Source organism: Roseateles puraquae (assembly GCF_002205845.1).
In the GTDB taxonomy this organism is placed as follows: Bacteria; Pseudomonadota; Gammaproteobacteria; order Burkholderiales; family Burkholderiaceae_C; genus Pelomonas; species Pelomonas puraquae.
This window is the reverse complement of the sequence record NZ_NISI01000001.1, coordinates 552,434-579,253: the sequence shown is the minus strand read 5'-3', so window position 1 is coordinate 579,253 and position 26,820 is coordinate 552,434. Positions and strand designations below refer to the sequence as shown.

Genomic DNA, 26,820 nt, shown 5'->3' with positions numbered 1-26,820 from the left:
CTTGAAAGCCCTCTACGTTCGCATCTACCTGACGCTGGTGGCGCTGCTGCTGGCGTTTGCGTTCGGCTCTGCGTGGTTGTTCCAGCGCCATATCGAGCAGGAGCGGGGCAACGTCGAGACCGCCGCGGGTGAGCGGCTGAATGCCATGGCGGGCCTGCTCAAGCTGGCGCTGCCACCGGCGACCGCGCCGCGCGAGGAGCAGGCCGCGGCCTTCGCTGACTGGGGCCAGCGCCTGCGCATGCCCCTGGCGCTGGAAGACGCGGACGGCAAGCGCATCGGCACCACGCAGATGTTCTTGAGGCGCGCGGACGACCCGGGCGCGATCATCGTCAGCGCCAACCTTGGCGATGGGCGCAGCCTGGAGATGGTGCGCACCGTGCGGCCGCCCACGCCGCCTGGCATGGCGTCCGGCCCGACGGGCGGCAATGCCGCCGCCCGGTCCCCTGGCCGGCCGGATGAAGGCCCGTGGGCAGGGCCGTGGCTGCATCGGCCGGTATCGCCCGGAGCGCCGGCCGTGTCGACCCTGGCCGTGGTGCTGGTGCTGCTGTTCGTGGGCGTGGCGGCGGGGGCCTACCCCGTGGTGCGCCGCCTCACGCGCCGGCTTGAAACCCTGAAGCGCGGCGTCGAGAAATTCGGCGCTGGCCAGTTGACGCACCGGGTGGATGACAGTGGCCGCGACGAGGTGGCTGCGCTGGCCAGCAGCTTCAACCAGGCCGCCGATCGGATCGAGACCCTGCTGCGCTCCCACCAGAGCCTGTTGGCCAACGCCAGCCATGAGCTGCGGTCGCCGCTGGCCCGGCTGAAGATGGCGTTTGCGATGCTGGAGGATGCGGCGCCCGTGCAGCGCGAGCGCCTGGCCCACGAAATCGACGTCAACATCGCGGAGCTCGATGCCCTGGTCGAAGAGGTGCTGCTGGCCAGTCGCCTGGAGGCCGGCAGTGCCGTAGGCGAGACGCATGCGGTCGAGTTGCTGGCCCTGGGGGCGGAGGAGGCCGCTCGCGCCGAGGTGGCCTTCGAGCCGGAAACTGATTCCGCCCGCGTGGAGGGCCAGGAGCGGTTGCTGCGCCGTGCCCTGCGCAACCTGCTCGACAACGCCCGGCGCTACGGCGGACCCGAGGTGGAGCTCAGCCTGCGTCCGGTGGCCGGCGGTTTCGAGTTCATCGTGGCCGACCGCGGGCCCGGTGTGCCCGTTGACCTTCGCGAACGCATCTTCGAGCCGTTCTACCGCCTGCCGGGCCATGCCGAGATGGCAGGTGGCGTGGGTCTCGGGCTCAGTCTGGTCAAGCAGATTGCGGAGCGGCATGGCGGCCGCGTGAGTTGCCAGTCGCGTGAAGGCGGCGGCAGCCGCTTCGTGATCTTCCTGCCGGCTGTCTTGCCAGCCCAGGCGCCTAGCGGTTCTCGTTGAACACCCGCCGCAGCAGCAGGCTCAGCAGCACCCCGGCGGTCAGCAGCCCTGCGGTGGCCGCCTGCCAGAAACCAACGGCACCCACACCGCGTGGGCCGAAGGCCAGCAGGTAGCCGCCGCCGATGCCCAGGCCCCACAGGGCCACCACATAGATCACCATGGGCAGCGTGGCCACCTGGTAGGCACGCAGCACATAGGCCGCAACTGTCTGCAAGGCATCGCCCAGGTGGAAGAACCAGACCCACACCAGCAGCGGCAGCGCGGCTGCGGCTGTCGCGGCATTGGCGGTGTACAGGCCAACGATCGGCGCTCGCGCCAGCGCCACCACGGCCCCCACGGCTGCGGCCACCAGCGTGGCCAGCACCATCGCATGACGCCCGACGATGCGCGCTTCCCGCTTCTCACCCGCGCCCAGGTGCTGGGCGACCAACGTGCCAGCGGCCGTCGCCTGGGCCAGCGCGATCATGAACATCATGGCCACCAGGTTCACCGCGATCTGGTGGCCCGCCACCGGCGTCGCGCCCAGGCGAGCGATGAAGAAGGCCATGAAGGTGAAGCCCGTGACCTCCACCAGGATGGAGCCACCCATCGGCAGCCCCAGCTTGACGAGGGCGCGCAGCTCCTGCCAGTCCGGGCGGGTCGCCCACAGATGCGGGATCTGGAAGGGACGGTAGAAGGCGTCCCGGCGCAGCAGCAGTGCGGCCACGCTGGCCTGGCCGACCATGGCAATGGCCGTCGCCCAACCGCAGCCGGCCACGCCCATGGCAGGGATCGGCCCCCAGCCGAACACCAGCACGGCGTTCAGCGGCACCTTGGCGGCCAGGCCCGTCAGCTGCATGGCCATGACTGCCTTGGGCCGGCTGACGGCGGTTGAGAAGCCGCGAAAGGCGGTGAAGAGCAGGGCCGCCGGCAGCGCGAACGCCTCGGGACGCGTATAGGCGCGCACCTTGTCCGCTTGCGCGGCATCGAGTTGCGCGAGCGCGGTGAAGGGGTCAGGGAACCACAGCGCCAGGCAGCCGGGGATGCACAGCAGCACCGACAGCCACTGCGCCTGCACAAAGCTCTGCCCGGCGCCCGGCAGGTCCTGGGCGCCGAAATTGTGCCCGGCAATGGGCCCGACGGCCAGCACCACGCCCATCAGGCCGACGAAGATGGTCACGTAGGCCGCCGAGCCCACCGCCAGTGCGGCCAGGTCCGACGGGCCGACGCGGCCCATCATCAGCGTGTCCACCGTGCTGAACATCATCACGGCGATCTGGCCGACGAGGACCGGCCAGGCCTGCGGCACGATGCGCCGCACGCTGTCGATGAAACGGATGCGATTCAGGACCTTGCTCCGCGCTCGGCGTAGCGGTTGAAGCGCCAGGCCGTGCCTTCCTGCGTGATGCGTTGCCACACGACGCGCTTCTCGAACGGGTCGAGTGCGGGCCAGTGCTGCACTTCGTCAAAGCTGCGCCCACAGCCCTTGCAGATCGGGTCGCCCTGGGCCGTGGAGCAGATGGCGATGCAGGGCGAGTCCGGCGTGGTGGCATACCAGGCCAGCCAGGCGTCCAGCGCGCGAGGCGTCAGGGCGTCGACCTCGATGTCGGCGCTGCGCTGCCAGGCCAGCAGGGCATAGGCCTCGGCCAAGGCGCGCACCTCGGGCGCCGCGCTGATGCCGTCAGGTGAGGGCGAACGATCGCGCCACCAGTTGATGGCGGCTTCGAGGTCGGTGACGTGCAGGCGGGCGGTCACGCCACCAGTCCCATCACGGCGCGAACTTCGCGCAGCGTCTTGCGCGCGACCGCGCGGGCCCGCTCGGTGCCCACTTCCAGCGTCCATTTCACCTGTTGCGGGTCCAGGGCTGCCGCGCGCTCGCGCCAAGGCGCCTGCTCGCGCTGGATGGCCTCAATCAGCGGCTGCTTGCAGTCCAGGCAGCCGATGCTGGCGCTGCGGCACCCGGTCTCGCAGGCGGCGCGCGTGGCTTCGTCGGAATAGATCTGGTGCAGCGGCCAGACGGGGCAGCGCGCCGGGTCACCGGCATCGGTGCGGCGCACGCGCTGCGGGTCGGTGGGCATGGTGCGAATCTTGGCAGCCGTCACCTCGGGCTCGTCGCGCATGGCGATGGCGTTGTCGAGGCTCTTGCTCATCTTCTGGCCGTCCAGCCCGGGCACGCGGGCCGTCTCGGTCAGCAGGGCCTGCGGCTCGACGAAAACCGGCGCGGTCTCGGCATAGAGGCGGTTGAAGCGCCGTGCCACTTCGCGGGTGACTTCCACATGCGCGGTCTGGTCTTCACCCACGGGCACGCCGGCGGGCTTGTAGAGCAGGATGTCGGCGGCCTGCAGCAGCGGGTAGCCCAGGAAGCCGTAGGTGGCGAGCTCGCCGTCGGCGGCGACCTGGTCCTTGTAGCTCGGCATGCGGGCCAGCCAGCTGGACGGCGTGCACATGGCCAACAGCGTGAACAGCTCGGCATGCTCCGGCATGCGGCTTTGCAGGAAGAGGGTGCAGCGTTCGGGGTCCAGGCCGGCCGCGAGCCAGTCGGTGACCATCTCGTAGACATGGCGCGTCAGCGTCTCGCCGCTCGGGCGCTGCGTGGTGAGCGCATGCCAGTCGGCCACGAAGAAGAAGCCTTCATGGCTGTCCTGCAGGCGCACCCAGTTCTTGATGGCCCCGTGGTAGTGGCCGAGGTGCAGGGCGCCGGTCGGGCGCATGCCCGAAAGGACGCGCGGGCGGGGGGGGGCGGGTGTCGACATGGGGCGCGGATTGTCGCTCGCCTACACTCCCGCCCCCATGAAGCGACTGGTCATTCTGATTTCCGGGCGGGGCTCCAACATGGAAGCCATCGTGAAGGCCTGCGCCGCCGAGGGCTGGCCGGCGAGCATTGCGGCCGTCATCAGCAACCGGCCCGACGCCGGCGGCCTGCAATTTGCGGCGGACCGTGGCATCGCCACCGCTGTGGTCGACCACAAGGCCTACGCCAGCCGGGACGACTTCGATGCCGAGCTGGCCCGGGTCATCGATGGCTTCTCGCCGGACCTGGTCGTCCTGGCGGGCTTCATGCGCATCCTGACGCCGGCCTTCACGGCGCGTTACGAACGCCGCCTGCTGAACATCCACCCCTCGCTTCTGCCGGCGTTCACGGGCCTGCACACGCATGAGCGCGCGCTGGCCATGGGCTGCAAGGTGGCCGGGGCGACGGTGCATTTCGTGACGGCTGAACTCGACCACGGCGCCATCGTCATGCAAGGGGTCGTGCCGGTGAAGCCGGGCGACGATGCCAAGGCCTTGGCGGCCCGCGTGCTGACTGCCGAGCACCGCATCTATCCGCAGTCGGTGCGGTGGTTCGTGGAAGACGCGCTGGTCTGGTCGGGCGATACCGTGCAGCACCGCGACGGCGCGCCCCAGCAACTGCTGCTCAGCTGATCAGGCCCGCCAGGATATTGATCGACAGGGCCAGCACGCCGGTGTTGAACACGAAGGCGATCAAGGCCTGAAGCAGCACGAGGCGGCGCATCGGCTTGGCGCTCACCACCACGTCCGAGGTTTGCGATGTGGCGGCGACCGTGATCGAGAAGTAGAGGAAGTCCGCGTAGTCGGGCAGCTCGTCATCGCCGGGGAACTCCAGCCCGTGCCGGCCTTTGCCCTGGCGGTGGTAGAGGCTGGCATAGGCCAGGCCGAACTCCACCGGCAGCAGCAGCCACGAGCCGGCGACCGTCGCGAGGGCCAGGAGCACGTAGCGGGTGTCGTGGTTCTGGCGCGCGGCCTGCAGCTCCAGCGTGATGGCCGCGAGGCTCGCCAGGGCGCCGAGCACCGCCAGGAGCAGGACCACGGGCACGCCTTCGTTCAGGCGCCGGGCGCGAGCCTGCACATCCGCCGTGGTGCTGGGGCTGAACATCATCCACAGCACCAGCGGCAGGTAGATCCAGATGACGAGGTTCCAGCCGATCAGCAGGCGGGTCTGCAGGCTGGTGACGTCGGGCCACGCCGCTGCCAGCGCGCTGCCCACAATCACGGCCGTCAACAGGCGAGGGCGCAAGCGCAGCTGGTTCCAGAGAGTCATGCAGGGCGGCTTGGGATAATGGGGCGATGCATCCTAATGCCCTGCTGGAGCTCGCCGCCGAACTCATCGGCGCCGTCAACAAGCTCGACGCCCCGGCCGACTCGACCGTTTCGGCCTTCTTCCGTCAACACAAGAACCTCGGACAGCGCGAACGCGCGAGTCTGGCCGAGACCGTCTATGCGCTGCTGCGCGAGCGGTTGAAGTTCCAGAACCTGGCCCAGAGCGGCAGCGGCCCGATGTTTCGGCGCCTGGCCATCCTCGCCTGGCGAGGCAGCGACACCTTTCTGCGCGCTGCGCTGAGCCCAGCCGAGAAGGACTGGCTGGTGCAGGTTCAGTCCATCGCACCTCACAGCCTGGCGCCCAAGCTGCGCCACAACATGCCGGACTGGCTGGCCGAGCCCTTGCTGGCCCGGCTGGGCGAGGAGGAGTTCTGGAAGCTGGCGACGGCGCTGAACGAACCCGCGCCCTTGGACCTGCGAGTCAACAGCCTGAAGCTCAAGCGCGAAGAAGCCCAGGCGGCCTTGCAGGCTGCCGGCATCGACGCGACGCCCACGGCGTACTCACCGCTGGGCCTGCGGGTGCAAGGCAAGCCGGCGTTGAACAAGCTTGAACTCTTCACCAACGGGTCCATCGAGGTGCAGGATGAGGGCAGCCAGTTGCTGGCCTTGCTGCTCGCTCCCAAGCGCGGCGAGATGGTGGTGGACTTCTGCGCTGGCGCGGGCGGCAAGACGCTGGCACTCGGTGCCGCCATGCGCAACACCGGCCGCTTGTACGCCTTCGACGTCTCTGGCCATCGCCTGGATGCGCTCAAGCCGCGCCTGGCACGCAGTGGCTTGTCCAACGTGTACCCGGCCCAGATCGCCCATGAGCGCGATGACCGCATCAAGCGCCTGGCCGGCAAGATCGACCGGGTGCTGGTGGACGCGCCTTGTTCGGGGCTGGGCACGCTGCGGCGCAACCCCGACCTGAAGTGGCGCCAGTCGCCCCAGGCCGTGTCGGAACTGCAAGACAAGCAGCGCGCCATCCTCGCGAGTGCCGCGCGACTGGTGAAGCCGGGCGGGCGTCTGGTCTATGCCACCTGCAGCCTGCTGGATGCCGAGAACGAGGTGATCGCGAACGAGTTTGCAGCCGCTCACCCTGATTTCGAACCGCTGGACGCCTGTGAGGCGCTGGACAAGGCCCAGGTCGAGCGGGCGGCGGAGCTGACCGAGAACGGCGTGCTGCGGCTATGGCCGCACCGGCATGCGACCGACGGTTTCTTCGCGGTGGCCTGGGTGCGCAAGGGCTGACGCCGGCTTGATCGGGGTCAAGGAACGCGCCGATTCGCACGTGCCCGCCCGATTGCGGTGCGTGCGCCCCCTTGACTTTGGAGGTGCGCCCCTACAATTGCCCCCACTTTGATGGGCCGCTTCCGGCCGAGGTCTTGGACGCATGAACGAATTTCTCGACGCGCTGCTGAACTGGGTGGCCAATGGCCTGGCCGACTTCAGTGCCTGGCAACTGGTCGTCTACACACTGGTTGTGACCCACATCACGATCGCAGCGGTCACCATCTTCCTGCATCGTTCGCAAGCGCACCGCGCGCTGGACCTCGGGCCCATCCCGTCGCACCTCTTCCGCTTCTGGCTTTGGCTGACGACCGGCATGGTCACCCGCGAGTGGGTCGCCATCCACCGCAAGCACCACGCCAAGTGCGAGACCGAAGAAGACCCGCACAGCCCGCAGACCCGCGGCCTGCGCAAGGTGATGGCCGAGGGCGCCGAGCTCTACCGCGCCGAGGCCAAGAACGCCGAGACGATCGCCAAGTACAGCCGCGGCACGCCGGACGACTGGATCGAGAACAACCTCTACAGCAAGTACAGCTGGCAGGGCGTGGCGCTGATGTTGATCATCAACGTGACCCTGTTCGGCGCCATCGGCGCCACCATCTGGGCGATCCAGATGGCCTGGATTCCGTTCTGGGCGGCGGGCGTCATCAACGGCATCGGTCACTACTGGGGTTATCGCAACTTCGAGGCGCCTGATGCCTCGACCAATCTGACGCCCTGGACCCTGATCGTCGGCGGCGAAGAGCTGCACAACAACCATCACACCTACCCGACCTCGGCCAAGTTCTCGGTCAAGCCTTACGAGTTCGACATCGGCTGGATGTACATCCGCGGCCTGGAGATGCTGGGCTGGGCCAAGGTGCGCAAGACGGCGCCCAAGCTGAGCCTGGGTGAAATCAAGCCGGCCGATGCCCGCACGCTGGAGGCCCTGATCGCCAATCGCTACGAAGTCATGGCGACCTACGCCCGTGGCCTGAAGGGTGCCTGCGCGGCCGAACTGGCCCGCATCAAGGCTGAAGGCGGCAAGCACAGCGAGCGCTTCACGCAGTTCAAGCTGGCCAAGCGCTGGCTGCACCGTGACGAAGACCGCATCCCCGCCAATGTGCAGGGCGAACTGGCGCATGCCCGTGCCGCCAGCCCCGTCATCGACAAGCTCGTGACCATGCGCGAGGAACTGCGCCAGCTCTGGACCCGCACCAACGTGTCGGCCGAGCAGCTCGTGGCCGATCTGCAGGCCTGGTGCCGGCGCGCCGAGGAAAGCGGCATTGCCGAGCTGCAGGCCTTCTCCATGCGCCTGCGCGCGGCCCACGCCTGACGCGTCTCGCCGCGGTTGCGCGGTGTTTTCATCGTGTAAAGGGCGCCCTTGCCGGGCGCCCTTTTTCATGGTTTGTCCTAGACTTGGTGCACGCAGTCACTCGGTAAGGAGCGTCACCATGAAATCCCGTTGGATCGCTTTGGCGGTGCTGGCCGCCGCATCGGCTGCCGCGCAGGCGGATGTGCAGGTGAACTTCATCAAGTCCGACCAGTTCTCCGACATCAAGGACAAGAATGGCTTTCGGCAGCCCGAGGTCCTGGACGACATCAAGGCCTACCTCGTGGCGCAATTCGACAAGCGCCTGCCGGGGCGCGACGTCCGCATCGACGTGACCGATGTCGACCTGGCCGGCGAAATCGAGCCGGTGGGTTGGGGTGGTCAGTGGCTGCGGGTCATGCGCTCGGTCACCTCGCCTTCCATCGAACTGAGCTACGAGGTGCGCGAGGGGGACAAGGTGGTGCAGCAGGGCAAGACGCGGCTGCGCGACATGAACTACCAGGACGGCTTCAACAACTTCAGCAGCGGCGACCCGTTGCGCTACGAGAAGCAGATGCTTGACCGCTGGATGCGGCAGGAGTTCAGCACTGCTGTCGCCGCGGCGCCGGCATCGCGCTGACCCGGCCCGGATGGCTTGGCCCTTTCGCGAAAGGACAACAAAAAACCCGCCAGCGTTGCCGCTTGGCGGGTTTTTCTTGGCCGGGAGGGCAGGGCGGTCGGGCCGCCCTCGCCATCACTTCAGCTTGATTTCCTTGTACAGGACGTGCTTGCGCGCCTTGGGGTCGAACTTCATGAATTCGAGCTTTTCGGGCGTGGTCTTCTTGTTCTTGTTCGTCGTGTAGAAGTGGCCGGTGCCCGCGGTGGACTCCAGCTTGATCTTTTCGCGGCCGCCTTTGGATGCCATGGTCGTGTTCCTTCAGTGGGTCAGAGGAGAGGTCGCTTTACAGCTCGCCCTTGGCGCGCAGGTCGGCGACGACTTGGTCGATGCCGACCTTGTCGATCAAACGCAGAGCGGCGTTCGTGATGCGCAGGCGGACCCAGCGGTTTTCAGATTCCACCCAGAAACGGCGGTATTGCAGGTTCGGCAGGAACCGACGCTTGGTTTTGTTGTTGGCGTGGGAAACATTGTTCCCGACCATGGGCTTCTTGCCCGTGACTTGACAGACGCGTGCCATGACGCTTCTCCGGTTTGACTTCTCGACCAGTCGCCCAAAACTCTTTTCGAGATTCCCGGGCAACCCTTTGACCGCATATGCCTGCTAAACCCGGCCTTCGCTGCAAGAGCTAGGGGCCAAAGCGCGGTCCATCCGGCAGGCAAGCCCGCGAGTATAGCGGCAAACCCGCAGGCCGCCTAGCGCGAGCCTGCAACCTTGCGCTCAACCGTTCTCCTGCTCCAGGAAGCGCTGGGCGTCCAGGGCTGCCATGCAGCCCGTGCCGGCGCTCGTGATGGCCTGGCGGTAGACGTGGTCCTGTACGTCGCCGGCCGCGAAGATGCCCGGCACGCTCGTCATCGTGGCGAAGCCGTTCAGGCCGCTGCGGGTGACGATGTAGCCGTCCTTCATCTCAAGCTGGCCCTTGAAGATGTCGGTGTTGGGCTGGTGGCCGATGGCGATGAAGCAGCCGTGCACGGGGATGTCGGTCTTGCTGCCGTCCTTCACGTTGACCGTGCGAACGCCGGTCACGCCCGAGGCGTCGCCCAGCACTTCGTCGAGTTGCTGGAAGAGGTGCAGCTTCATCTTGCCGGCGGCCACCTTCTCCATGAGCTTGTCCACGAGGATGGGCTCCGCGCGGAACTTGTCGCGGCGGTGGATCAAGTGCACGGTGCTGGCGATGTTGGACAGATACAGCGCTTCTTCGACGGCGGTGTTGCCGCCGCCCACCACGCAGACTTCCTGGCCGCGGTAGAAGAAGCCATCGCAGGTCGCGCAGCCGCTCACGCCGCGGCCCATGAAGGCCTGCTCGGAGTCCAGGCCGAGATACTTGGCCGAGGCGCCGGTGGCGATGATCAGGGCGTCGCAGGTGTAGACGCCGCTGTCACCGGTCAAGGTGAAGGGGCGCTTGGAAAAGTCGACCGCATTGATGTGGTCGTAAACGATCTGCGTCTGGAAACGCTCGGCGTGCTGCTGGAAGCGCTGCATCAGCTCGGGGCCCTGCACGCCCATGACGTCGGCCGGCCAGTTGTCGACCTCGGTCGTGGTCATGAGTTGACCCCCCTGGGCCATGCCGGTGATCAGCGTGGGCTTCAAGTTGGCCCGGGCGGCATAGATGGCGGCGGTGTAACCGGCGGGGCCGGAACCAAGAATGAGCAGGCCGTGGTGTTGGGTATTTGCGGTCATGGCGGGGATTTGAGGGCGGTCGAATGGGGCGCAAGAGCAACGGGCCCAGCATTTAGGGGTGAAAACCCCGGCCTAACCCGATGCGGCAACCCCTGCCGCGTGTGCACAATGCACGCCATTTTAGGCAGGCGAATATCTTCGCGCCGGCCTGGGGCCCAAACCTGGAGAGTGCATATGGCGATGATTTCCAACCTCGACCTGATCCGTCGGGTGCCGCTGTTCTCGATGCTGACGACCGATCAGGCGCAGTCCATCGCTGACAGCGTCGTCAAGCGGCGCTTCAAGCGGGGTGAACTGATCGTCGAGCAGGGCACCAAGTCCAACGCGCTGTTCATCCTGCTCAATGGCCGCGCTCGCGTCCTGACGGCCGACCACCGCGGTCGCGAGGTCATCCTGGCTGTGCTGCAGTCGGGTGACTACGTCGGCGAGATGAGCCTGATCGACAACGAACCGCACTCCGCCACCGTGCGCGCCGAGGTGCAGACCGACATGCTGGTGCTCGGCCGCATGGAGTTCGCCCGCTGCCTGCCGGAGAGCAGCAGCCTGTCCTACGGCATCCTGCGCGGCCTGGTCGCGCGTCTGCGCAACGCCGACCGCCAGATCGAGTCGCTGGCGCTGCTGGACGTCTACGGCCGGGTGGCGCGCACGCTGCTGGACATGGCCGAAGACGAGAAGGGCATCAAGCTGATCCGCGGCAAGGTGTCGCGCCAGGACATGGCCAAGGTCGTGGGAGCTTCCCGCGAGATGGTCAGCCGCGTGATGAAGGACCTGGAAGAGCGCGGCGTCATTGAAACGCTTGAGAACGGTTCGGTCGTCATCAAGGAACGCCTGACCCACGATTGACGGTGACAATGCGGGGATGAGTTTTCCCCTCGGTTCCCTGCTGGGCGGTGACGCCGCCGCTGGCGAAGCCGCCACGCCGCCCAAGCCTGCTCGCCGCTCTGCCACGCTCAAGCGCGAGGCGCCGCCGCCCTCCGCGGCCTCGCGCTTGCTGCGCACGCCGCTCTGGCTGGCCCTCACGGCCTTCGCGCTCGCCCTGCTGGTACTGGCCATGGCCACGCATGACCTGCGGGACGCGGCCTTCAGCACGAGTGGCCAGCGCGAGCTGGTCGGCAACCGCGTTGGTGCGCTCGGGGCCTGGCTGTCGGACGGCCTGCTTTTCCTCTTCGGCTTTTCGGCCTGGTGGCTGCCGCTGTTGGCGCTCCGCGCCTGGTTGCGCAGCCTCGCGGGCTTGCTGCGTCACGACGTGGCCCCGGCGCCGCGCTGGAGCCAGCGGGCGCGCTGGTGGGCCGGCGTCGCGTTGTTGATCGGCGCGAGTTGCGCGCTCGAGTGGAGCCGCCTCTATGCCGTCGAAGCCCGGCTGCCGGGTCATGCGGGCGGCATCCTCGGTTACGCCCTCGGCCCACTGGGCATGAAGACACTCGGCTTTGCCGGCTCCGGCGTCGTGTGGATCGTGCTGCTGCTGACCGGCCTGGCCTGGGCTTTCCGCTTCTCCTGGGGCCATGTGGCCGAATCGATCGGCGAGCGCCTGGAGCAACTGCGCGAGCAGCGCATCGAGCGCCGCGAGATCAAGGCCGACCAGAAGGCCGGCGAGCAGGCCGTGAAGGAGCGCGAGCAGGAGGTCGAGGTCGAGCGCCAGATCGAGCGCCAGGTCGAGGCTGAACACGCGCCGCTCGTCATCGAGGCGCCGGTCGTCGAGGTGCCACAGTCCACCCGCGTGGCCAAGGAGCGTCAGCAGACGCTGTTCGCCGACGTGGGCGATGCCAAGCTCCCGCAGGTCGACCTGCTGGACGCCGCGCCGGGGCGCCAGGAAACGGTCACGCCCGAGTCGCTGGAGATGACCAGCCGCCTCATCGAGAAGAAGCTGCGCGACTTCGGCGTCGAGGTGCACGTGGTGGCTGCTTCGCCGGGCCCGGTCATCACCCGCTACGAGATCGAGCCGGCCACGGGCGTGAAGGGCTCGCAGGTGGTGAACCTGGCCAAGGACCTGGCGCGCAGCTTGAGCCTCGTGTCCATCCGCGTGGTCGAGACCATCCCGGGCAAGAACTACATGGCGCTGGAGCTGCCCAACGCCCGCCGCCAGACCATCCGCCTGTCCGAGATCCTCGGCTCGCAGGTCTATGCGGACGCCGCCTCGCAGCTCACGATGGGCCTGGGCAAGGACATCGTTGGCGCACCCGTGGTGGCCGATCTGGCCAAGATGCCGCACTGCCTGGTGGCCGGCACTACCGGCTCGGGCAAGTCGGTGGGCATCAACGCGATGATCCTCAGCCTGCTCTACAAGGCCGAGGCGCGCGATGTGCGGCTCATCCTGATCGACCCCAAGATGCTGGAAATGTCGGTCTACGAAGGCATCCCGCATCTGCTGGCGCCGGTGGTGACCGACATGAAGCAGGCCGGCAATGCGCTGAACTGGTGTGTCGGCGAGATGGAGCGGCGCTACAAGCTCATGTCCAAGATGGGCGTGCGCAATCTGGCCGGCTACAACAAGAAGATCGACGAGGCCAAGGCCAATGGCCAGAGCATTCCCAATCCCTTCAGCCTGACGCCTGAGGAGCCCGAGCCGCTGGAGCGGCTGCCCTTCATCGTGGTGGTCATCGACGAACTGGCCGACCTGATGATGGTCGTCGGCAAGAAGATCGAAGAGCTGATCGCGCGCCTGGCGCAAAAGGCGCGGGCGGCTGGCATCCACCTCATCCTCGCCACGCAGCGGCCATCGGTGGACGTCATCACGGGCCTGATCAAGGCCAACATCCCGACGCGCCTGTCCTTCCAGGTCAGCTCCAAGATCGACAGCCGCACCATCCTCGACCAGATGGGCGCCGAGGCGCTGCTCGGCATGGGCGACATGCTGTACATGCCTTCGGGCACCGGCCTGCCGATCCGCGTGCATGGTGCCTTTGTCAGCGATGACGAGGTGCACCGCGTTGTGGAGTACATCAAGTCTCAGGGAGAGCCGAATTACATCGAAGGCATCCTGGAAGGTGGCGTGCTCGACGACTTGGGCGGTGGCGAGGCGCCGGCGCCGGGCGAATCGAACGGTGAATCCGACCCCATGTATGACCAGGCTGTCGCCATCGTCCTACAGCACCGCAAGGCGTCCATCTCGCTGGTGCAGCGCCACCTGCGCATAGGCTACAACCGTGCGGCCCGCCTGCTGGAGCAGATGGAAAAGTCGGGTCTTGTCGGCGCCCTGGCCGCCAACGGCAGCCGCGAGCTGATCGTGCCCAAGCGAGACGAATGACGCGACCCACTCCGCGACGAATGAAAACCCTGCTGATCTCCCTGACCCTGAGCCTGGCTGCGGCCGGCGTGGCGCACGCCGATGCCGTCGACGCGCTGCGCGACTTCGCCCGCGACGTGAAGAGCGGCAAGGCCAACTTCACCCAGACCGTCACCGCGCCGGATGGCAAGCGCAAGAAGGTGTCCTCCGGCAGCTTCGAGTTCGAGCGGCCCAACCGCTTCCGCTTCGTCTACGCCAAGCCGTTCGAGCAGACCATCGTGGCCGATGGCAGCAAGGTCTGGATCTACGACGCCGACCTCAACCAGGCCAGCTCCCGCAAGCTGGCCGACGCCCTCGGTGCGACGCCCGCGGCCGTGCTGGCCGGGCAGAACCTGGAGCGCGACTTCACGCTGAAGGCCCTGGCCTCGGACGGTGGCCTGGACTGGGTGCAGGCCAGCCCCAAGGCGGCGGAGTCCACCATCCAGTCGCTCAAGCTCGGCTTCAAGGGGCGCGACCTCGCCGCGATGGAGATCGTCGACGGTTTCGGCCAGCGCTCGCGGCTGGACTTCAGCGCCATCCAGGCCAATGTGGCCGTGCCGGCCGACCGCTTCCAGTTCAAGCTGCCGGCCGGCGCCGACCTGATCGAGCAGTGAGCGGGTCGCTCTTCGACGACGACGGCACCTTGCCTGCAGCTGCGGCAGCGCCGGCCGCTCCCTTGGCTGGCATTCCGCTGGCGGAGCGCCTGCGCCCGAAATCGCTGGACGAGGTCATCGGCCAGCGCCATCTGCTCGGGCCCGGCATGCCGCTGCGCGTGGCCTTCGATGCGGGGCGCCTGCACAGCATGATCCTCTGGGGGCCGCCGGGTGTGGGCAAGACCACGCTGGCGCGGCTGATGGCCGGCGCCTTCGAGGCGCAGTTCATCGCCATCTCGGCGGTGCTCGGCGGCGTGAAGGAGATCCGCGAGGCGGTGGAACGTGCGCAGGTCGCCGCGGCTCAGGGGCGCCGCACGGTCGTGTTCGTCGACGAGGTCCATCGCTTCAACAAGTCGCAGCAGGATGCCTTCCTGCCGCACGTGGAAGCGGGGCTCTTCACCTTCATCGGCGCCACCACCGAGAACCCGAGCTTCGAGGTCAACTCCGCACTGCTGTCACGCGCCACCGTGCAGGTGCTCAAGAGCCTGGACGCCGAGGAACTCGGCCAGCTCATCGCGCGTGGCGCGGCCGAGTTGGGCGTGGCGGCGCCCACCCCCGAGGCCGCACAGCGCCTGATCGGCTATGCCGATGGCGATGCCCGCCGGCTGCTCAATGCCTTCGACACGGCTGCCTCGTTGGCGCAGGGCGTGCAGATCGATGAAGCGCTGCTGGAGCGCGCACTGGGCGAGCAGCTGCGCCGCTACGACAAGGGCGGCGACCAGTTCTATGACGTCATCAGCGCGCTGCACAAGTCGGTGCGCGGCAGCCATCCGGATGGCGCGCTCTACTGGTTCGCGCGCATGATCGATGGCGGTGTCGACGCCCGCTACATTGCGCGCCGCCTGATCCGCATGGCCAGCGAAGACATCGGCCTGGCCGACCCGCGCGCGCTGCGCATCACGCTGGATGCCGCCGAGGCCTACGAGCGGCTCGGTTCACCTGAGGGCGAACTGGCGCTGGCCGAGGCGGTGGTCTACCTCGCCATCGCGCCCAAGTCGAATGCCGTCTACAAGGCGTTCAACGAGGTGAAGGCCTTCATCAAGCAGGACGTCTCGCGCCCGGTGCCCGTGCACCTGCGCAATGCCCCCACCAAGCTCATGAAGGAACTGGGCTACGGCCACGCCTACCGTTACGCGCACGATGAGCCGCATGCCTACGCTGCCGGCGAGCAGTACCTGCCCGACGGGCTGGAAGGGCAGGGCTGGTACGCCCCGGTGCCGCGGGGCATGGAGGCCAAGATCGCCGAGAAGCTGGCCTGGCTGCGGCAGCTGGACGATGAAGCGGCTGCTGGCGGCTAGCGCAGCGCTGGCGGCGCTGTGGTGCAGCGGTGCACAGGCCGGCGACGGCCCCACGCTCGCGCGCATCCGTGACACCGGCGTCATCGTGCTGGGCTACCGGCCGGCCTCGCTGCCGTTCTCCTACCTGGACGCCCAGTTGCGTCCCACCGGCTACACGGTGGAGCTGTGCGACCGCATCGTGGCCGCCGTGCGCGACCGGCTGCAGTTGCCCGACCTGGAAGTGCGCCGCGTGGAAGTGGCCTCGGCCACGCGCATGCCGCTGGTCATCAATGGCACGCTCGACCTGGAGTGCGGCATCACCACGCATACCGCCGAACGGGCGCGCAGCCAGGCGTTCTCGTTGACCATCTTCGTCGCCGAGACACGGCTGATGACGCGCGGTGGCGAGCGGGTTAGGAGCCTGTTCGACCTGCGCGGCCTGCCGGTGGCCTCGACCATCGGCACCACCAGCATCCAGCACCTGGCCAAGGTCAATGAGCAGCAGGGCCTGGGCATCCGCATCCTCGGCGGGCTGGATGATCCCGAGGGCTTCCAGATGCTCAAGAGCGGCCGCGCCTCGGCTTTCCTGATGGACGACGTGTTGCTGCGTGCGCTGGTGGCGCAGCAAGGCGCCGGGGCCGACGACTACCGCATCTCCGACCAGGCCCTGACCGTGGAACCCTATGCCATCGGCCTGCGCAAGGGCGACCCGCAGTTCAAGGCGCTGGTCGACGAGGTGTTGGCCGGGCTGTATCGCAGCGGCGAGATCCACGCCATCTACCGCCGCTGGTTCGAGTCCCCGCTGCCGCCGTCGGGGCTCAACCTCAAGCTGCCGATGAGCGCGGCCTTCCGCCGGGTGATCGCCAGTCCGACGGATTCACCGGACCCTGAGCGCTACCGTTAAGTTGTCGCCCAGACCTTCGAACACGCCACAGAGACACAGAGGCACAGAGAGGCTCGGCTTCAGGCGCCAACCCTGAGCGTCTGTGTCTCTGTGCCTCTGTGGCTGTGTTTCTCGGACCTTGCCTGAGGCGACTCAACGGAAGGTGTCGAGCTGAATCCCGTGCCGGTGCAGCTTGTCGTAGAGCGTCTTGCGCGGCGTCCCGAGCAGCTCCATCGCAGCCGGCACCTTGCCGCCGCAGCGGCGCAGGGCCTGCTCGATCAGCGTCTTCTCGATCAGGTCCATCTGCTTGGCCAGCGGCAGGGTGGGCACGGCCTGCAGTGCGGCCTGCGGGTCGAGGTCGTCCAGCGCGAGCACGAAGCGGTCGGCCGCATTGCGGATCTCGCGCACATTGCCCGGCCAGTCGTGGGCGATGAGCTCTCGCAGCTTTTCGGGCGTGAGCTCGGGCGCGGAGCGCTCGTAGCGGGCGCAGGCCTGCGCCACGAAGTGTTCGAACAGCAGCGGGATGTCTTCGCGCCGCTCGCGCAGTGGCGGCAGCGTGAGCGTGGCGATGTTGAGCCGGTAGTAGAGGTCGCTGCGGAACTCGCCCTTGGCCGATTGGTCCTTCAGGTCTGACTTGCTCGCCGCGATGAAGCGTACATTGACAGGCACCTCCTCGTTGGAGCCCAGCCGCTCCACGCGCCGCTCCTGCAGCACGCGCAGCAGCTTGATCTGCAGCGCGATCGGCATGGTCTCGATCTCGTCCAGCAGCAGGGTGCCGCCATTGGCATGCTCGATCTTGCCGATGCGCCGCTTGGCCGCGCTGGTGAAGGAGCCGGGCTCATGGCCGAACAGCTCGCTCTCGAACAGGGCTTCCGGCAAGCCACCGCAGTTGATGGCCACGAAATGCCGGTCGCGCCGCGGGCTCTGGTCATGCAGGCAGCGGGCCACCAGCTCCTTGCCGGTGCCGGTCTCGCCGACGATGAGCACGTCGGCGGAGGTACCCGCCAGGTTGAGCACCTGGCGGCGCAACTGCTGCATGGCGGGGGACTGGCCCAGCAGCGCCGCCTCGATGCCGCTGGCCCGCTGCAGCTGCGCGCGCATCTCGTCGGCCGAATGGCGCAGGGTGCGCAGGTCCAGGGCACGGCGCACCACGTCCACCAGGCGCTCCGGGGCAAACGGCTTCTCGATGAAGTCGTAGGCGCCGGCCCGCATCGCCTGCACCGCCATGGCGACGTCGCCGTGGGCCGTGATCAGGATGGTCGGGATGCCGGCGTCCGTGGCCTGCACATGGGCCAGCAGCGCGCGCCCGTCCATGCCGGGCAGGCGCACATCGGTGACGATGGCGATGGGCGCGCCCGGCTGCACATGGGGCAGGGCCTCTTCGGCACTGCGACAGGGCACGACCGTGAAGCCCTCCAGCTCCAGCGTCTGCGTGAGGCTGACGCGCACCGGCAGGTCGTCCTCGACGAACACCACCTTGTAGCCTTCAAACATCGGCAGCCTCCGCGGGGGCGACCGCGAGGTCGAACTCAAAACTCATGCCTTCTCCGTCGGGCAGGCGTTCGGCGCGCAGCGTGCCGCCGAACTCGTGGATGATCTTCGCCGAGATGACCAGGCCCAGCCCCAGGCCCTCGCCGGCGGGCTTGGTCGTGAAGAAGGGCTCGAAGAGATGAGGCAGGTCGGCCTCGGGCACGCCGGGGCCGCTGTCTTGCACACGCACCAGCACGCGACCGGCGTCGTCGGCGCTGGCCTTCACGCGCAGCCGCCGGATGGACTCCGGCTCCATCGCGTCCATCGCGTTGCCGAACAGGTTCACGAGCACCTGCTCCAGCCGGTTGGATTCCGCACGCACCTGCAGGCCCTCGGGGATGTCGATGTCGGTCTGCAGGCCCATCGGGCGGCTGCGGTGATCCAGCAGCACGAGCGCATTGCGTACGCTGTCCAGCAGTGGCACCGCGCCGGTGACGGCTTCATCGGCCTTGCGGGCGAAGCTCTTGAGCTGGCGGGTGATGCGGCTCATGCGCTCGACCATGTCGTCCATGATCTGCAGGTTGGCGGCCACCGCATCGGCGCGGCCGGTCTCCAGCAGCCGGATGGAGTTGCGGGCCAGCGCCCGCAGGGCCGTGAGCGGCTGGTTGACCTCATGCGACAGCCCGGCCGACATCTGGCCCAGCACGGCCAGCTTGCTGGCCTGCAGCAGTTCGCTCTCGGTCTTCAGGCGCTGGGCGATCTGGGTCTTCAGGGCCTCGTTGGTCTGGCGCAGTTCAGCCGTGCGGCTGTCCACCAGCTGCTCCAGCTGCCCGTGCGCTTGGCGCAGGGCGGCCTGGGCCTGCGTGAGCTGGCGCAGCGCCCGGCGGCGTGACGACAGATAGAGCACCAGCAGCCCGATGCTGGCCCCGAAGGCTGCGCCACCCCAGGCGGCGTACTGCGCGCGCTGGCGCACTTCGCTGAGGTCTGACAGGGCCACGAGTCGCAGGCCCAGCGGCAGGATCTGGCGCTGCTGCGCAAGCATCGGGCGCGGGCGGCTGGCACCCGGCAGCGTGAGCGACACCTGCTGGCCCTGGTGCACCTCCAGCGTGACGGGCAGCTCCAGGTCGCGCCCGACGGCCTGCGGGTAGCGCGCGCTGGCCTCCAGGGCCTTGCGGCGCGACGGGTCCGCATGGTCGAGCACCGCGTACTTCCAGGCCTGCACCGAGCTCATGATGACCACGTCCTGTTCGTCTGCCACCAGGATGCGCTCGCCTTGCGAACGCAGGCCCAGGTCGACCCAGGTGGCCTCCAGGGGCGCCAGGTTGAAGCGCACGACGATGACGCCCCCGGTGACACCGCCCTGGCGCAGCGGGTGCAGCAGGTAGAAGTCCGTGCTGCCGGTGCTCGGGTCGGCGGCGAAGAAGTGCACACGCCCCTGCGCCACCGCTTCGGCCAGGCGCGGGGGTGGGGTCAGCGTTTCGCTGGCGGCCAGCACTTCGCCTTGCGGCGTGGCGACAAAGATCTGGTGGGTGCCGGCCCGCACGTTCACCCGCGCCATCATCTGGCTGGCGGCGCGCCGCGCAGCCTCGTCGCCTGGCGCCTGCATCAGGGTCTGCAGCGTCGGGGCGATGGCCAGCAGGCTGGGCAGCGAAGCGTGCCGGCCCAGTTCGGCAGCGAGGTTGGAGGCATACAACTCCAGCCGCTCGGTGCTGAGCGCCGAGAGCTGGTCGCGGCCGCTGCGCTCACTCAGGCGGTGCGCGAGCATGAAGCCGAGCACCATCAGCAGGCCGGTCAGGAAGACATGAAAGCCCGGGCGGCCAAGCCACCGGGGCAGGCGCGGCGCGCGGGGGCGGGAGAGATCGTGCACAACCATGGCGAAGGGCCGTGTAGTGTGCCCATGCGGCGCGGGGCAGGACAGGTCTGGCCAGGGTTTTTTCGGTGTTGGCGGAGAACCGCCCGGCGCGCGTGCGGTTTGTGCGGATTTCCGCCCAGTTTGGGCTGCCCGACACTCGTGAAATCTGACCAGCCCGGCCCCCGTGGGACGGATCAAACGGTCGGCCCCGTGAACCCGTCGGTGAATACCCTTGAAACGCCGTCATTGGCACGAGGGTTGCGATCTGCACCGAGTCGCGTGGCGCATGCTGCGCCCAACGAAATCTTCTGGAGCCCTCATGGAGACTCTGATTCAACAGATCATCAACGGCCTGGTGCTGGGGAGCATGTATGCCCTCGTCGCCCTGGGCTACACGATGGTCTACGGCATCATCAACCTCATCAACTTCGCGCACGGCGAGATCCTGATGGTCGGCGCCATGGTCAGCTGGACCGTCGTCACTTTCCTCGCCGATGCCGGCCTGCCCGGGTGGGCCCTGATGCTGATCGGGCTGGCGGTGGCCATCGTCGTTTGCGCGGTCTTGAACTACTCCGTCGAGAAGGTCGCCTACCGGCCGCTGCGCAACGCGCCGCGCCTGGCGCCGCTGATCACGGCCATGGGCATGTCGCTGCTGCTGCAGGTGCTGGCCATGATCATCTGGAAGCCCAACCCCAAGCCCTTCCCGCTGCTGCTGCCCACCACGCCCTTCGACCTGGGCGGCCCGGTGATCACGGTCACGCAGTGCCTGATCCTCGGCCTCACGGTGGTCATCCTGGCGGCGCTGATGTACCTGGTGAACCACACCAAGCTCGGCCGTGCGATGCGGGCCACCGCCGAGAACCCGCGCGTGGCCGGCCTCATGGGCGTCAAGCCCGACTTCATCATCTCCACCACCTTCGTCATCGGCGCCGCGCTGGCCGCCGTGGCGGGCCTGATGTGGGCGGCCAACTACGGCACGGTGCAGCACACCATGGGCTTCATGCCAGGCCTCAAGGCCTTCACGGCAGCCGTGCTGGGCGGCATCGGCAACCTCGCCGGCGCGGTGGTGGGCGGTGTGCTGCTGGGCCTGATCGAGGCCATCGGCGCCGGCTACCTCGGTGACTTGACCGGCGGCGTGCTGGGCAGCCATTACGCCGACATCTTCGCCTTCGTGGCCCTCATCCTGGTGCTGACGCTGCGGCCCTCCGGCCTGCTGGGTGAGCGCGTGGCCGACCGTGCCTGAACGGAGACCCGACATGGACAGCAAGAAACTCATCACCTTCCTCGCCGCGGCCATCGGCCTGCTGGTCGTGCCCCTGTTCGCGCAGCAGCTCGGCAACGGCCCGGTGCGCATCATCGACCTGGCGCTGCTCTACGTGCTGCTGGCACTGGGCCTGAACATCGTCGTCGGCTACGCCGGCCTGCTGGACCTGGGCTACGTCGCGTTCTACGCGGTCGGCGCCTACATGTTCGCCCTGCTGGCCAGCCCCCACCTGAGCGAGAACTTCGAGGCCTTCCAGGCCATGTTCCCGAACGGGCTGCACTCGCCGCTGTGGATCGTCATTCCGGCCGGCGCGGCGCTCGCGGCCTTGTTCGGCGTGCTGCTCGGTGCGCCGACGCTGAAGCTGCGCGGCGACTACCTCGCCATCGTGACGCTGGGCTTCGGCGAAATCATCCGGGTGTTCATGAACAACCTGGAGTACCCGCTCAACATCACCAACGGCCCGCGCGGCATCGGCCAGATCGATTCCTTCCATGTCTTCGGTGTGGACCTGGGCAAGTCGCTGGACGTCTTCGGCTTCACGCTGCCGTCGGTCACGCTGTACTACTACCTCTTCCTCGCACTCGTCGTGGCCGGCGTGGTGATCTGCTACCGCCTGGAGAACTCCCGCATCGGCCGCGCCTGGATGGCCATCCGCGAAGACGAGATCGCCGCCAAGGCCATGGGCATCAACACCCGCAACCTGAAGCTGCTGGCCTTCGGCATGGGCGCCACCTTCGGCGGCGTGTCGGGCGCGATGTTCGCGAGCTTCCAGGGCTTCGTGTCGCCCGAGTCCTTCAGCCTGCAGGAGTCGGTCATGATCGTGGCGATGGTCGTGCTCGGCGGCATCGGGCACATCCCGGGCGTCATCCTCGGCGCGCTGATGCTGTCGGCTCTGCCCGAGGTGCTGCGCTACGTGGCCGGGCCGCTGCAGCAGATGACCGATGGCCGCCTGGACGCATCCATCCTGCGCCAGCTGCTCGTGGCGCTCGCCATGATCGGCATCATGCTGGCCCGCCCGCGCGGCCTGTGGCCCGCGCCGGAGCACGGCAAGGCCGCGCCCAAGCCCGTGAAGTGAGGAGGGGAGCACCATGAGCAACAACGACAACATCGTTCTGAACGTCAGCGGCGCCTCCAAGCGCTTCGGCGGTGTGCAGGCCCTCTCCGACGTCGGCATCCAGATCCAGCGCGGCCAGGTCTATGGCCTGATCGGCCCCAACGGCGCCGGCAAGACGACCTTCTTCAACGTCATCACCGGGCTCTACACGCCCGACGGCGGCAGCTTCTCGCTCGGCGGCACGCCCTACACCCCGCAGGCGGTGCACCAGGTGGCCAAGGCCGGCATCGCGCGCACTTTCCAGAACATCCGCCTGTTCGCCGAGATGACGGCGCTGGAGAATGTGATGGTCGGCCGGCACATCCGCACGAAGTCGGGCCTGGTTGGTGCGGTCTTCCGCACGCCGTCCTTCAAAGCCGAGGAAGCCGCCATCAAGGCACGCGCCCAGGAGTTGCTGGACTACGTCGGCATCGGCCAGTTCGCCGAGTTCAAGGCCCGCACGCTGAGCTACGGCGACCAGCGCCGCCTGGAGATCGCCCGCGCCCTGGCCACCGACCCCCAGCTGATCGCGCTGGACGAGCCCGCCGCCGGCATGAACGCGACCGAGAAGGTCGTGCTGCGCGAGCTGATCGACCGCATCCGCAACGACGGCCGCACCATCCTGCTCATCGAGCACGACGTGAAGCTGGTCATGGGCCTGTGCGACCGCGTCACCGTGCTCGACTACGGCAAGCAGATCGCCGAAGGCACGCCGGCCGAGGTGCAGAGCAACGAGAAGGTGATCGAGGCCTACCTCGGCGCCGGTCACAAAACACACTGAGCACGCACATGGCAGAAGCAAAGCAAACCCTGCTCAAGGTCAGCGGCCTGAAGGTGGCCTACGGCGGCATCCAGGCTGTCAAGGGCGTGAATTTCGAGGTGCGCGAGGGCGAACTCGTCTCGCTGATCGGCGCCAACGGCGCGGGCAAGACCACCACGATGAAGGCCATCACCGGCCTGCAACCCATTGCCGCCGGTGAGGTCAGCTACCTCGGCGAGTCCATCAAGGGCAAGGGTGCCTGGGACCTGGCCAAGAAGGGTCTGGTGATGGTGCCGGAAGGCCGCGGCACCTTCACGCGCATGACCATCATCGAAAACCTCCAGATGGGCGCCTACAACCGCAACGATGGCGAGATCCAGGCGGACATGGACAAGGTTTTCGGCCTCTTCCCGCGCCTGAAGGAACGCGCCAAGCAGCTGGCCGGCACCATGTCCGGCGGCGAGCAGCAGATGCTGGCCATGGGCCGTGCGCTGATGGCCCGGCCCAAGGTGCTGCTGCTGGACGAGCCGTCCATGGGCCTGTCGCCCATCATGGTCGACAAGATCTTCGAGGTGGTGAACGACATCCATCAGCAGGGCGTCACCATCCTGCTCGTGGAGCAGAACGCCAGCCGCGCGCTGCAACTCGCCAATCGCGGCTACGTGATGGAGTCGGGCGAGGTCACGATGGACGGCGAAGGCCAGGCGCTGCTGAACGACCCCAAGGTTCGCGCCGCCTACCTCGGCGAGTAGAGCGACCACCCCCTACCGGCTTCGCCGGCCCCCTCAAAGGGGGCTGAGCCCGGACACAAACAGTCCTGAGGACTGTTTGTGCCTGGCGAAGGACAAGGCCTCTGGCCTTGGCAGCGCCGTCGGCCTGGCAGAGCCAGATCCTCGGCAGCCGCTGGAGGAACAAACGCCTGGGCAAGCCAGGCGTTTGTAATTTGGCTTCAAGCCAGCCGAACGAGCTTGCTGCGTGCCCAATCGTCGGCGACGCGGGCGGGCGTCGAGTCGGCGGTTTGCACGCGCTGCAGCAGCTCTTCCACGCGCTCGGCGATCTTGCTGACCTCGGCCATGACGGCGGTCTCTTCGCCTTCGCCGCGGTATTCGCGGGCCACGCTGATGATGCCGCCGGCATTCACGAGGTAGTCGGGCAGGTAGCAGATGCCTCGGCGCTGCAGGGCGTCGCCATCGGCCGACGTGGCGAGCTGGTTGTTGGCGGCACCGGCAATCAGCTTGGCCTGGATGCCCGGCACCGTCTGTTGGTTGAGCGAGGCGCCCAGCGCGCAGGGGGCCAGCACGTCGACCTCCGCGGCCAGGATCTCCGCCACGTGCACCGCACGCGCGCCGAACTGGGCGACGGCGCGCTCGACCTTGGTGGCGTCCACATCGGCCACCACGAGCTTGGCGCCGGCCTGGTGCAGGAACTCCGCCAGATGCCAGCCCACTGCACCCAGGCCTTGGAGGGCCACGCGCACGCCTTCCAGCGACGAGCGACCCAGCACCAGGCGGGCACCGGCCTGGATGGACACGAACACGCCCCAGGCCGTCTTGGGGCTGGGGTCGCCGCCGAAGGCGCCTTCGCGCGGGATGCCACTGACGAAGGGCGTCACGGCCTGCATGCCGCGCATGTCGGCCGTGGTGGTGCCCACGTCCTCGGCGGTGATGTAGGCGCCTTGGAGCGACTGCACGGCGCGCCCGAAGGCGGCGAACAGGGCGGGGCGGTCAAACGTACCCTCGGGCTTCAGGATGACGGCCTTGCCGCCGCCGAAGGGCAGGTCGGCCAGGGCGTTCTTCAGGCTCATGCCCTGGGACAGTCGCAGCGCGTCGTTCAGCGCGGCGAGCTCGGAGTCGTAATGCCAGAAGCGGCAGCCGCCGAAGGCGGGGCCACGGGCGGTGCTGTGCACGGCGAGGATGGCCTTGAGGCCGGTGGCCGGGTCGGTGGCGAGCAGCACGCGCTCATGGGCAGCTTGCTCGGGCAGGCCGAAGAGGGAGGTCGGAGTCATGACGGTGGGCGCTTTGTGGGCGCGGCAGTGAAAGAAGAACGGCCACGCTTGTGGCGTGGCCGCTCAGGATTCTACGGAGGCGCTTTCCGCGCAGGTCACGGGCCTTGGAAACCGCCGCTTCGCAGCGTGATCACCAGCGTGTCTCGCCAGCCCCGCTCGCCCGCCTCCAGCGGCTGGATGGGCGTGGTTTCGTGGATCACCCGTTCGTCATCCAGCAGCAGCGTGGTCCAAGGCTGGGTCATGGTGAAGCGCTGGCCCGCCGGCCCGTGGGCCTCGAACACGCGCGACTCGCCGCCCTTGATCTGGTGGCGGCCCACCATGAGCACGGCCACCAGGTCGACGCCGTCGCGGTGAGCACCTTCGGGTGTGGGGCGGCCGATGCCGTCGCTGGTGTCGATGCGAAACGGATGCGCCTCGATGAACCAGGGCTGCTCGCCCTTGAAGGCCGAGGTGACGCGCGCCAGACCCAGCAGCAAGGCCGTCCATGCGGGTGAGGCGACCATCTCCTGGGCCAGCGGCACATACCAGCGCTGGATGCCGCCATGCAGCGCGTTGTAGTCCACGGGCTGCCAGTGGGCACGGTGCGGGCTGGCGGTCAGCGTGTTGCCGTCGGCCACGAAGCAGCCGTGCCGGCGGAACCGGTAGCGGCCGCCGTCACGCAGGTAGCCGTCAGGCGGCAGGTCGTCCCAGCAGGGGCGCAGGGTGTCGAGCTCGGCCGCGCTCACGCCGAGCACGCCCAGGGATGCGGGGGCGAGCACCGCCTCCCCGCTGCGCTGCAGGGCGCCGACGACGTCGGCGGGATCGGTCCAGGGCGGCTCAAACATCGCGCTCAGCCGGCCGCGTGCTTGTCGGCTTCGGAGGTGAAGGCGTCGGCGTAGAACTCATCCTCGGGCAGGCCGCACTGGGCGACGAAGTCCTTCTGTGCCGACTCGACCATGATGGGCGCGCCGCAGGCATAGACCTGGTGGCCGGACAGGTCGGGCAGGTCTTCCATCACCGCACGGTGCACGAAGCCCGTGCGGCCGGTCCAGCCCGCATCGGGTTCGGACAGCACGGGCACGTAACGCAGTTGCGGCCATTCGGCGGCCACCTGCGCGGCCCAGTCGCTCAGGTACAGGTCGGCCTGCTTGCGGGCCCCCCAGTACAGCACGAAGGGACGGGTCGACTCGATGTGGCGGGCGCGTTCGATGATGGCCTTGATGGGTGCGAAGCCGGTGCCACTGGCCAGCAGCACGGCCGGCTTGTCGGAGTCCTCGCGCAGGAAGAAGCTGCCGAAGGGGCCTTCCATGCGCAGGATGTCTTTCTCCTTGAGCGCACCGAATACATGGTCGGTGAACTTGCCGCCGGGCATGTGGCGGATGTGCAGTTCGATCTGGCCCGGCAGCGTGTGCGGCGCGTTGGCCATGGAGTAGCTGCGGCGCGAGCCGTCGCGCAGGATGAACTCGACGTACTGGCCGGCGCGGAACTGGAAGTTCTGGTTGGCCGCGAGCTGCATCGTCAGCACCGCCACATCGGGCACGGGCTTGAGGATGGCGCTGACGCGGGTGGGCAGCTTGAGCACGGGGAACTCGCCGGCGCCGGGCACGGTGCGGGCTTCGAGCGTGCAGTCGGTCTGCGGGCGGGCGCAGCAGGTCAGCACGAAGCCAGCGGCTTCTTCTTCCGCGGACAGTGCCTTGGGCTGGTGGTTGCCATGCATGACCGCGCCTTCGAGCAGCTTGCTCTTGCAGGAGCCGCAGGCGCCGTCCTTGCAGCCGTAGGGCAGGCCCACGCCGTTGCGGATGGCGGCAGCCAGGAGGGTGTCGTCAGCCTCGGTCGTGTAGACGCGGCCGGCGGGTTGGATGGTGATCTGGAAGGACATGGGTTCCCGAAATGGCAGCGGCC

26 protein-coding genes are annotated in these 26,820 nt (G+C 68.1%); 14 read left to right on the top strand and 12 right to left on the bottom strand.

The annotated features are described in order from the left end of the window. The first annotated feature begins 1 nt into the window (after nt 1). Nucleotides 2–1,405: a sensor histidine kinase gene (locus CDO81_RS02650; RefSeq protein ID WP_088481591.1), complete on the top strand. Its 1,404-nt coding sequence runs from the start codon at nt 2–4 to the stop codon at nt 1,403–1,405. Here the strand turns inward: CDO81_RS02650 and CDO81_RS02645 are convergent. Genes CDO81_RS02645 through trpS form a run of 3 tightly spaced genes read right to left on the bottom strand, consistent with a single transcriptional unit; the run spans nt 1,389 to nt 4,137 of the window. Continuing rightward, nucleotides 1,389–2,705, bottom strand: a complete 1,317-nt coding sequence (locus tag CDO81_RS02645; RefSeq protein ID WP_088481590.1) for an MATE family efflux transporter — start codon at nt 2,703–2,705, stop codon at nt 1,389–1,391. The two genes, CDO81_RS02650 and CDO81_RS02645, sit on opposite strands and share 17 nt — an antisense overlap. Before the next feature lie 23 nt (nt 2,706–2,728). After that, nucleotides 2,729–3,139: a DUF3717 domain-containing protein gene (locus CDO81_RS02640; RefSeq protein ID WP_241516818.1), complete on the bottom strand. Its 411-nt coding sequence runs from the start codon at nt 3,137–3,139 to the stop codon at nt 2,729–2,731. Further along, the gene (trpS, locus tag CDO81_RS02635; RefSeq protein ID WP_088481588.1) at nt 3,136–4,137 is read right to left on the bottom strand and encodes a tryptophan--tRNA ligase; all 1,002 of its coding nucleotides are present in this window, start codon (nt 4,135–4,137) and stop codon (nt 3,136–3,138) included. The genes CDO81_RS02640 and trpS overlap by 4 nt, the downstream gene beginning before the upstream one ends. A gap of 37 nt (nt 4,138–4,174) precedes the next feature. Between trpS and purN the strand changes: the two genes are divergently transcribed. Then, a complete protein-coding gene (gene purN / locus CDO81_RS02630) occupies nt 4,175–4,807 on the top strand; it encodes a phosphoribosylglycinamide formyltransferase (RefSeq protein WP_088481587.1) in 633 nt (210 codons plus the stop codon). Here purN and CDO81_RS02625 read toward each other — a convergent pair. Then, nucleotides 4,800–5,444 carry a DUF1345 domain-containing protein gene (locus CDO81_RS02625; RefSeq protein WP_088481586.1) on the bottom strand — a complete coding sequence of 215 codons (645 nt, stop codon included), beginning with the start codon at nt 5,442–5,444 and terminating at the stop codon, nt 4,800–4,802. The two genes, purN and CDO81_RS02625, sit on opposite strands and share 8 nt — an antisense overlap. Before the next feature lie 26 nt (nt 5,445–5,470). Between CDO81_RS02625 and CDO81_RS02620 the strand changes: the two genes are divergently transcribed. The 3 genes from CDO81_RS02620 to CDO81_RS02610 all read left to right on the top strand — a co-directional run bounded on the left by CDO81_RS02620 (nt 5,471) and on the right by CDO81_RS02610 (nt 8,703). Continuing rightward, complete coding sequence (locus CDO81_RS02620; RefSeq protein WP_088481585.1) at nt 5,471–6,733, top strand: RsmB/NOP family class I SAM-dependent RNA methyltransferase; 1,263 nt, start codon at nt 5,471–5,473, stop codon at nt 6,731–6,733. A 142-nt stretch (nt 6,734–6,875) separates the two neighbouring features. Then, nucleotides 6,876–8,087 carry a DesA family fatty acid desaturase gene (locus CDO81_RS02615; RefSeq protein WP_088481584.1) on the top strand — a complete coding sequence of 404 codons (1,212 nt, stop codon included), beginning with the start codon at nt 6,876–6,878 and terminating at the stop codon, nt 8,085–8,087. A 118-nt stretch (nt 8,088–8,205) separates the two neighbouring features. Beyond that, the gene (locus tag CDO81_RS02610; RefSeq protein ID WP_158218143.1) at nt 8,206–8,703 is read left to right on the top strand and encodes a DUF3016 domain-containing protein; all 498 of its coding nucleotides are present in this window, start codon (nt 8,206–8,208) and stop codon (nt 8,701–8,703) included. A gap of 114 nt (nt 8,704–8,817) precedes the next feature. Here the strand turns inward: CDO81_RS02610 and rpmG are convergent, their stop codons facing one another. The 3 genes from rpmG to trxB form a co-directional block, all read right to left on the bottom strand. Beyond that, nucleotides 8,818–8,988 (bottom strand): 50S ribosomal protein L33, encoded by a 171-nt coding sequence (gene rpmG / locus CDO81_RS02605; RefSeq protein WP_025564431.1) that lies wholly within the window; start codon nt 8,986–8,988, stop codon nt 8,818–8,820. A gap of 37 nt (nt 8,989–9,025) precedes the next feature. Then, complete coding sequence (gene rpmB, locus CDO81_RS02600; protein ID WP_025564080.1) at nt 9,026–9,259, bottom strand: 50S ribosomal protein L28; 234 nt, start codon at nt 9,257–9,259, stop codon at nt 9,026–9,028. 201 nt (nt 9,260–9,460) lie between these two features. Continuing rightward, a complete protein-coding gene (gene trxB / locus CDO81_RS02595; protein ID WP_088481582.1) occupies nt 9,461–10,420 on the bottom strand; it encodes a thioredoxin-disulfide reductase in 960 nt (319 codons plus the stop codon). 174 nt (nt 10,421–10,594) lie between these two features. Here trxB and CDO81_RS02590 point away from each other — a divergent pair, with 174 nt between their 5' ends. The 5 genes from CDO81_RS02590 to CDO81_RS02570 are packed head-to-tail and all read left to right on the top strand — an operon-like array spanning nt 10,595 to nt 16,516. Continuing rightward, nucleotides 10,595–11,263, top strand: a complete 669-nt coding sequence (locus CDO81_RS02590) for a Crp/Fnr family transcriptional regulator (protein WP_088481581.1) — start codon at nt 10,595–10,597, stop codon at nt 11,261–11,263. A gap of 16 nt (nt 11,264–11,279) precedes the next feature. Further along, a complete protein-coding gene (locus tag CDO81_RS02585; RefSeq protein ID WP_088481580.1) occupies nt 11,280–13,664 on the top strand; it encodes a DNA translocase FtsK in 2,385 nt (794 codons plus the stop codon). A 20-nt stretch (nt 13,665–13,684) separates the two neighbouring features. Continuing rightward, the gene (lolA, locus tag CDO81_RS02580; RefSeq protein ID WP_088481579.1) at nt 13,685–14,296 is read left to right on the top strand and encodes an outer membrane lipoprotein periplasmic chaperone LolA; all 612 of its coding nucleotides are present in this window, start codon (nt 13,685–13,687) and stop codon (nt 14,294–14,296) included. 29 nt (nt 14,297–14,325) lie between these two features. Further along, the gene (locus CDO81_RS02575) at nt 14,326–15,633 is read left to right on the top strand and encodes a replication-associated recombination protein A (protein ID WP_241516884.1); all 1,308 of its coding nucleotides are present in this window, start codon (nt 14,326–14,328) and stop codon (nt 15,631–15,633) included. Then, on the top strand, nt 15,611–16,516 hold the full coding sequence (locus CDO81_RS02570; RefSeq protein WP_088481577.1) for an amino acid ABC transporter substrate-binding protein: 906 nt from the start codon (nt 15,611–15,613) through the stop codon (nt 16,514–16,516). Before CDO81_RS02575 ends, CDO81_RS02570 begins: the two co-directional genes overlap by 23 nt. Before the next feature lie 132 nt (nt 16,517–16,648). Here the strand turns inward: CDO81_RS02570 and CDO81_RS02565 are convergent, their stop codons facing one another. Continuing rightward, on the bottom strand, nt 16,649–17,989 hold the full coding sequence (locus tag CDO81_RS02565) for a sigma-54-dependent transcriptional regulator (RefSeq protein WP_088481576.1): 1,341 nt from the start codon (nt 17,987–17,989) through the stop codon (nt 16,649–16,651). Then, a complete protein-coding gene (locus CDO81_RS02560; RefSeq protein ID WP_088481575.1) occupies nt 17,982–19,838 on the bottom strand; it encodes a sensor histidine kinase in 1,857 nt (618 codons plus the stop codon). The genes CDO81_RS02565 and CDO81_RS02560 overlap by 8 nt, the downstream gene beginning before the upstream one ends. Nucleotides 19,839–20,136: 298 nt before the next feature. On the opposite strand from CDO81_RS02560, the gene CDO81_RS02555 reads away from it, so the two are divergent. From CDO81_RS02555 to CDO81_RS02540, 4 genes are read left to right on the top strand one after another with little or no spacing between them, the layout of a single operon-like run. Next, on the top strand, nt 20,137–21,060 hold the full coding sequence (locus CDO81_RS02555) for a branched-chain amino acid ABC transporter permease (protein ID WP_088481574.1): 924 nt from the start codon (nt 20,137–20,139) through the stop codon (nt 21,058–21,060). Between the two features lie 13 nt (nt 21,061–21,073). Beyond that, a complete protein-coding gene (locus CDO81_RS02550; protein WP_088481573.1) occupies nt 21,074–22,156 on the top strand; it encodes a branched-chain amino acid ABC transporter permease in 1,083 nt (360 codons plus the stop codon). Nucleotides 22,157–22,169: 13 nt separating this feature from the next. Next, nucleotides 22,170–22,955: an ABC transporter ATP-binding protein gene (locus CDO81_RS02545; protein ID WP_088481572.1), complete on the top strand. Its 786-nt coding sequence runs from the start codon at nt 22,170–22,172 to the stop codon at nt 22,953–22,955. 8 nt (nt 22,956–22,963) lie between these two features. Continuing rightward, a complete protein-coding gene (locus CDO81_RS02540) occupies nt 22,964–23,686 on the top strand; it encodes an ABC transporter ATP-binding protein (protein ID WP_088481571.1) in 723 nt (240 codons plus the stop codon). 197 nt (nt 23,687–23,883) lie between these two features. Here the strand turns inward: CDO81_RS02540 and CDO81_RS02535 are convergent, their stop codons facing one another. The 3 genes from CDO81_RS02535 to CDO81_RS02525 all read right to left on the bottom strand — a co-directional run bounded on the left by CDO81_RS02535 (nt 23,884) and on the right by CDO81_RS02525 (nt 26,797). Then, nucleotides 23,884–24,939, bottom strand: coding sequence for a Leu/Phe/Val dehydrogenase (locus CDO81_RS02535; protein ID WP_088481570.1), 1,056 nt, complete (start codon nt 24,937–24,939; stop codon nt 23,884–23,886). A 95-nt stretch (nt 24,940–25,034) separates the two neighbouring features. Beyond that, on the bottom strand, nt 25,035–25,763 hold the full coding sequence (locus CDO81_RS02530; RefSeq protein WP_088481569.1) for a 2OG-Fe dioxygenase family protein: 729 nt from the start codon (nt 25,761–25,763) through the stop codon (nt 25,035–25,037). Nucleotides 25,764–25,768: 5 nt separating this feature from the next. Next, a complete protein-coding gene (locus tag CDO81_RS02525; RefSeq protein ID WP_088481568.1) occupies nt 25,769–26,797 on the bottom strand; it encodes a CDP-6-deoxy-delta-3,4-glucoseen reductase in 1,029 nt (342 codons plus the stop codon). Nucleotides 26,798–26,820 lie beyond the last annotated feature (23 nt).

What these genes read in the sequence shown, in the direction of transcription:
- CDO81_RS02555 (WP_088481574.1), top strand. Translation starts at nt 20,137, where the DNA reads ATGGAGACTCTGATTCAACAGATCATCAACGGCCTGGTGCTGGGGAGC.
- rpmB (WP_025564080.1), bottom strand. Translation starts at nt 9,259, where the DNA reads ATGGCACGCGTCTGTCAAGTCACGGGCAAGAAGCCCATGGTCGGGAAC.
- CDO81_RS02550 (WP_088481573.1), top strand. Translation starts at nt 21,074, where the DNA reads ATGGACAGCAAGAAACTCATCACCTTCCTCGCCGCGGCCATCGGCCTG.
- CDO81_RS02590 (WP_088481581.1), top strand. Translation starts at nt 10,595, where the DNA reads ATGGCGATGATTTCCAACCTCGACCTGATCCGTCGGGTGCCGCTGTTC.
- lolA (WP_088481579.1), top strand. Translation starts at nt 13,685, where the DNA reads ATGAAAACCCTGCTGATCTCCCTGACCCTGAGCCTGGCTGCGGCCGGC.
- CDO81_RS02540 (WP_088481571.1), top strand. Translation starts at nt 22,964, where the DNA reads ATGGCAGAAGCAAAGCAAACCCTGCTCAAGGTCAGCGGCCTGAAGGTG.
- CDO81_RS02525 (WP_088481568.1), bottom strand. Translation starts at nt 26,797, where the DNA reads ATGTCCTTCCAGATCACCATCCAACCCGCCGGCCGCGTCTACACGACC.
- CDO81_RS02545 (WP_088481572.1), top strand. Translation starts at nt 22,170, where the DNA reads ATGAGCAACAACGACAACATCGTTCTGAACGTCAGCGGCGCCTCCAAG.
- CDO81_RS02610 (WP_158218143.1), top strand. Translation starts at nt 8,206, where the DNA reads ATGAAATCCCGTTGGATCGCTTTGGCGGTGCTGGCCGCCGCATCGGCT.
- trxB (WP_088481582.1), bottom strand. Translation starts at nt 10,420, where the DNA reads ATGACCGCAAATACCCAACACCACGGCCTGCTCATTCTTGGTTCCGGC.
- CDO81_RS02530 (WP_088481569.1), bottom strand. Translation starts at nt 25,763, where the DNA reads ATGTTTGAGCCGCCCTGGACCGATCCCGCCGACGTCGTCGGCGCCCTG.
- CDO81_RS02620 (WP_088481585.1), top strand. Translation starts at nt 5,471, where the DNA reads ATGCATCCTAATGCCCTGCTGGAGCTCGCCGCCGAACTCATCGGCGCC.
- CDO81_RS02625 (WP_088481586.1), bottom strand. Translation starts at nt 5,444, where the DNA reads ATGACTCTCTGGAACCAGCTGCGCTTGCGCCCTCGCCTGTTGACGGCC.
- CDO81_RS02615 (WP_088481584.1), top strand. Translation starts at nt 6,876, where the DNA reads ATGAACGAATTTCTCGACGCGCTGCTGAACTGGGTGGCCAATGGCCTG.
- CDO81_RS02585 (WP_088481580.1), top strand. Translation starts at nt 11,280, where the DNA reads ATGAGTTTTCCCCTCGGTTCCCTGCTGGGCGGTGACGCCGCCGCTGGC.
- CDO81_RS02560 (WP_088481575.1), bottom strand. Translation starts at nt 19,838, where the DNA reads ATGGTTGTGCACGATCTCTCCCGCCCCCGCGCGCCGCGCCTGCCCCGG.
- CDO81_RS02565 (WP_088481576.1), bottom strand. Translation starts at nt 17,989, where the DNA reads ATGTTTGAAGGCTACAAGGTGGTGTTCGTCGAGGACGACCTGCCGGTG.
- CDO81_RS02570 (WP_088481577.1), top strand. Translation starts at nt 15,611, where the DNA reads ATGAAGCGGCTGCTGGCGGCTAGCGCAGCGCTGGCGGCGCTGTGGTGC.
- CDO81_RS02535 (WP_088481570.1), bottom strand. Translation starts at nt 24,939, where the DNA reads ATGACTCCGACCTCCCTCTTCGGCCTGCCCGAGCAAGCTGCCCATGAG.
- rpmG (WP_025564431.1), bottom strand. Translation starts at nt 8,988, where the DNA reads ATGGCATCCAAAGGCGGCCGCGAAAAGATCAAGCTGGAGTCCACCGCG.
- purN (WP_088481587.1), top strand. Translation starts at nt 4,175, where the DNA reads ATGAAGCGACTGGTCATTCTGATTTCCGGGCGGGGCTCCAACATGGAA.
- trpS (WP_088481588.1), bottom strand. Translation starts at nt 4,137, where the DNA reads ATGTCGACACCCGCCCCCCCCCGCCCGCGCGTCCTTTCGGGCATGCGC.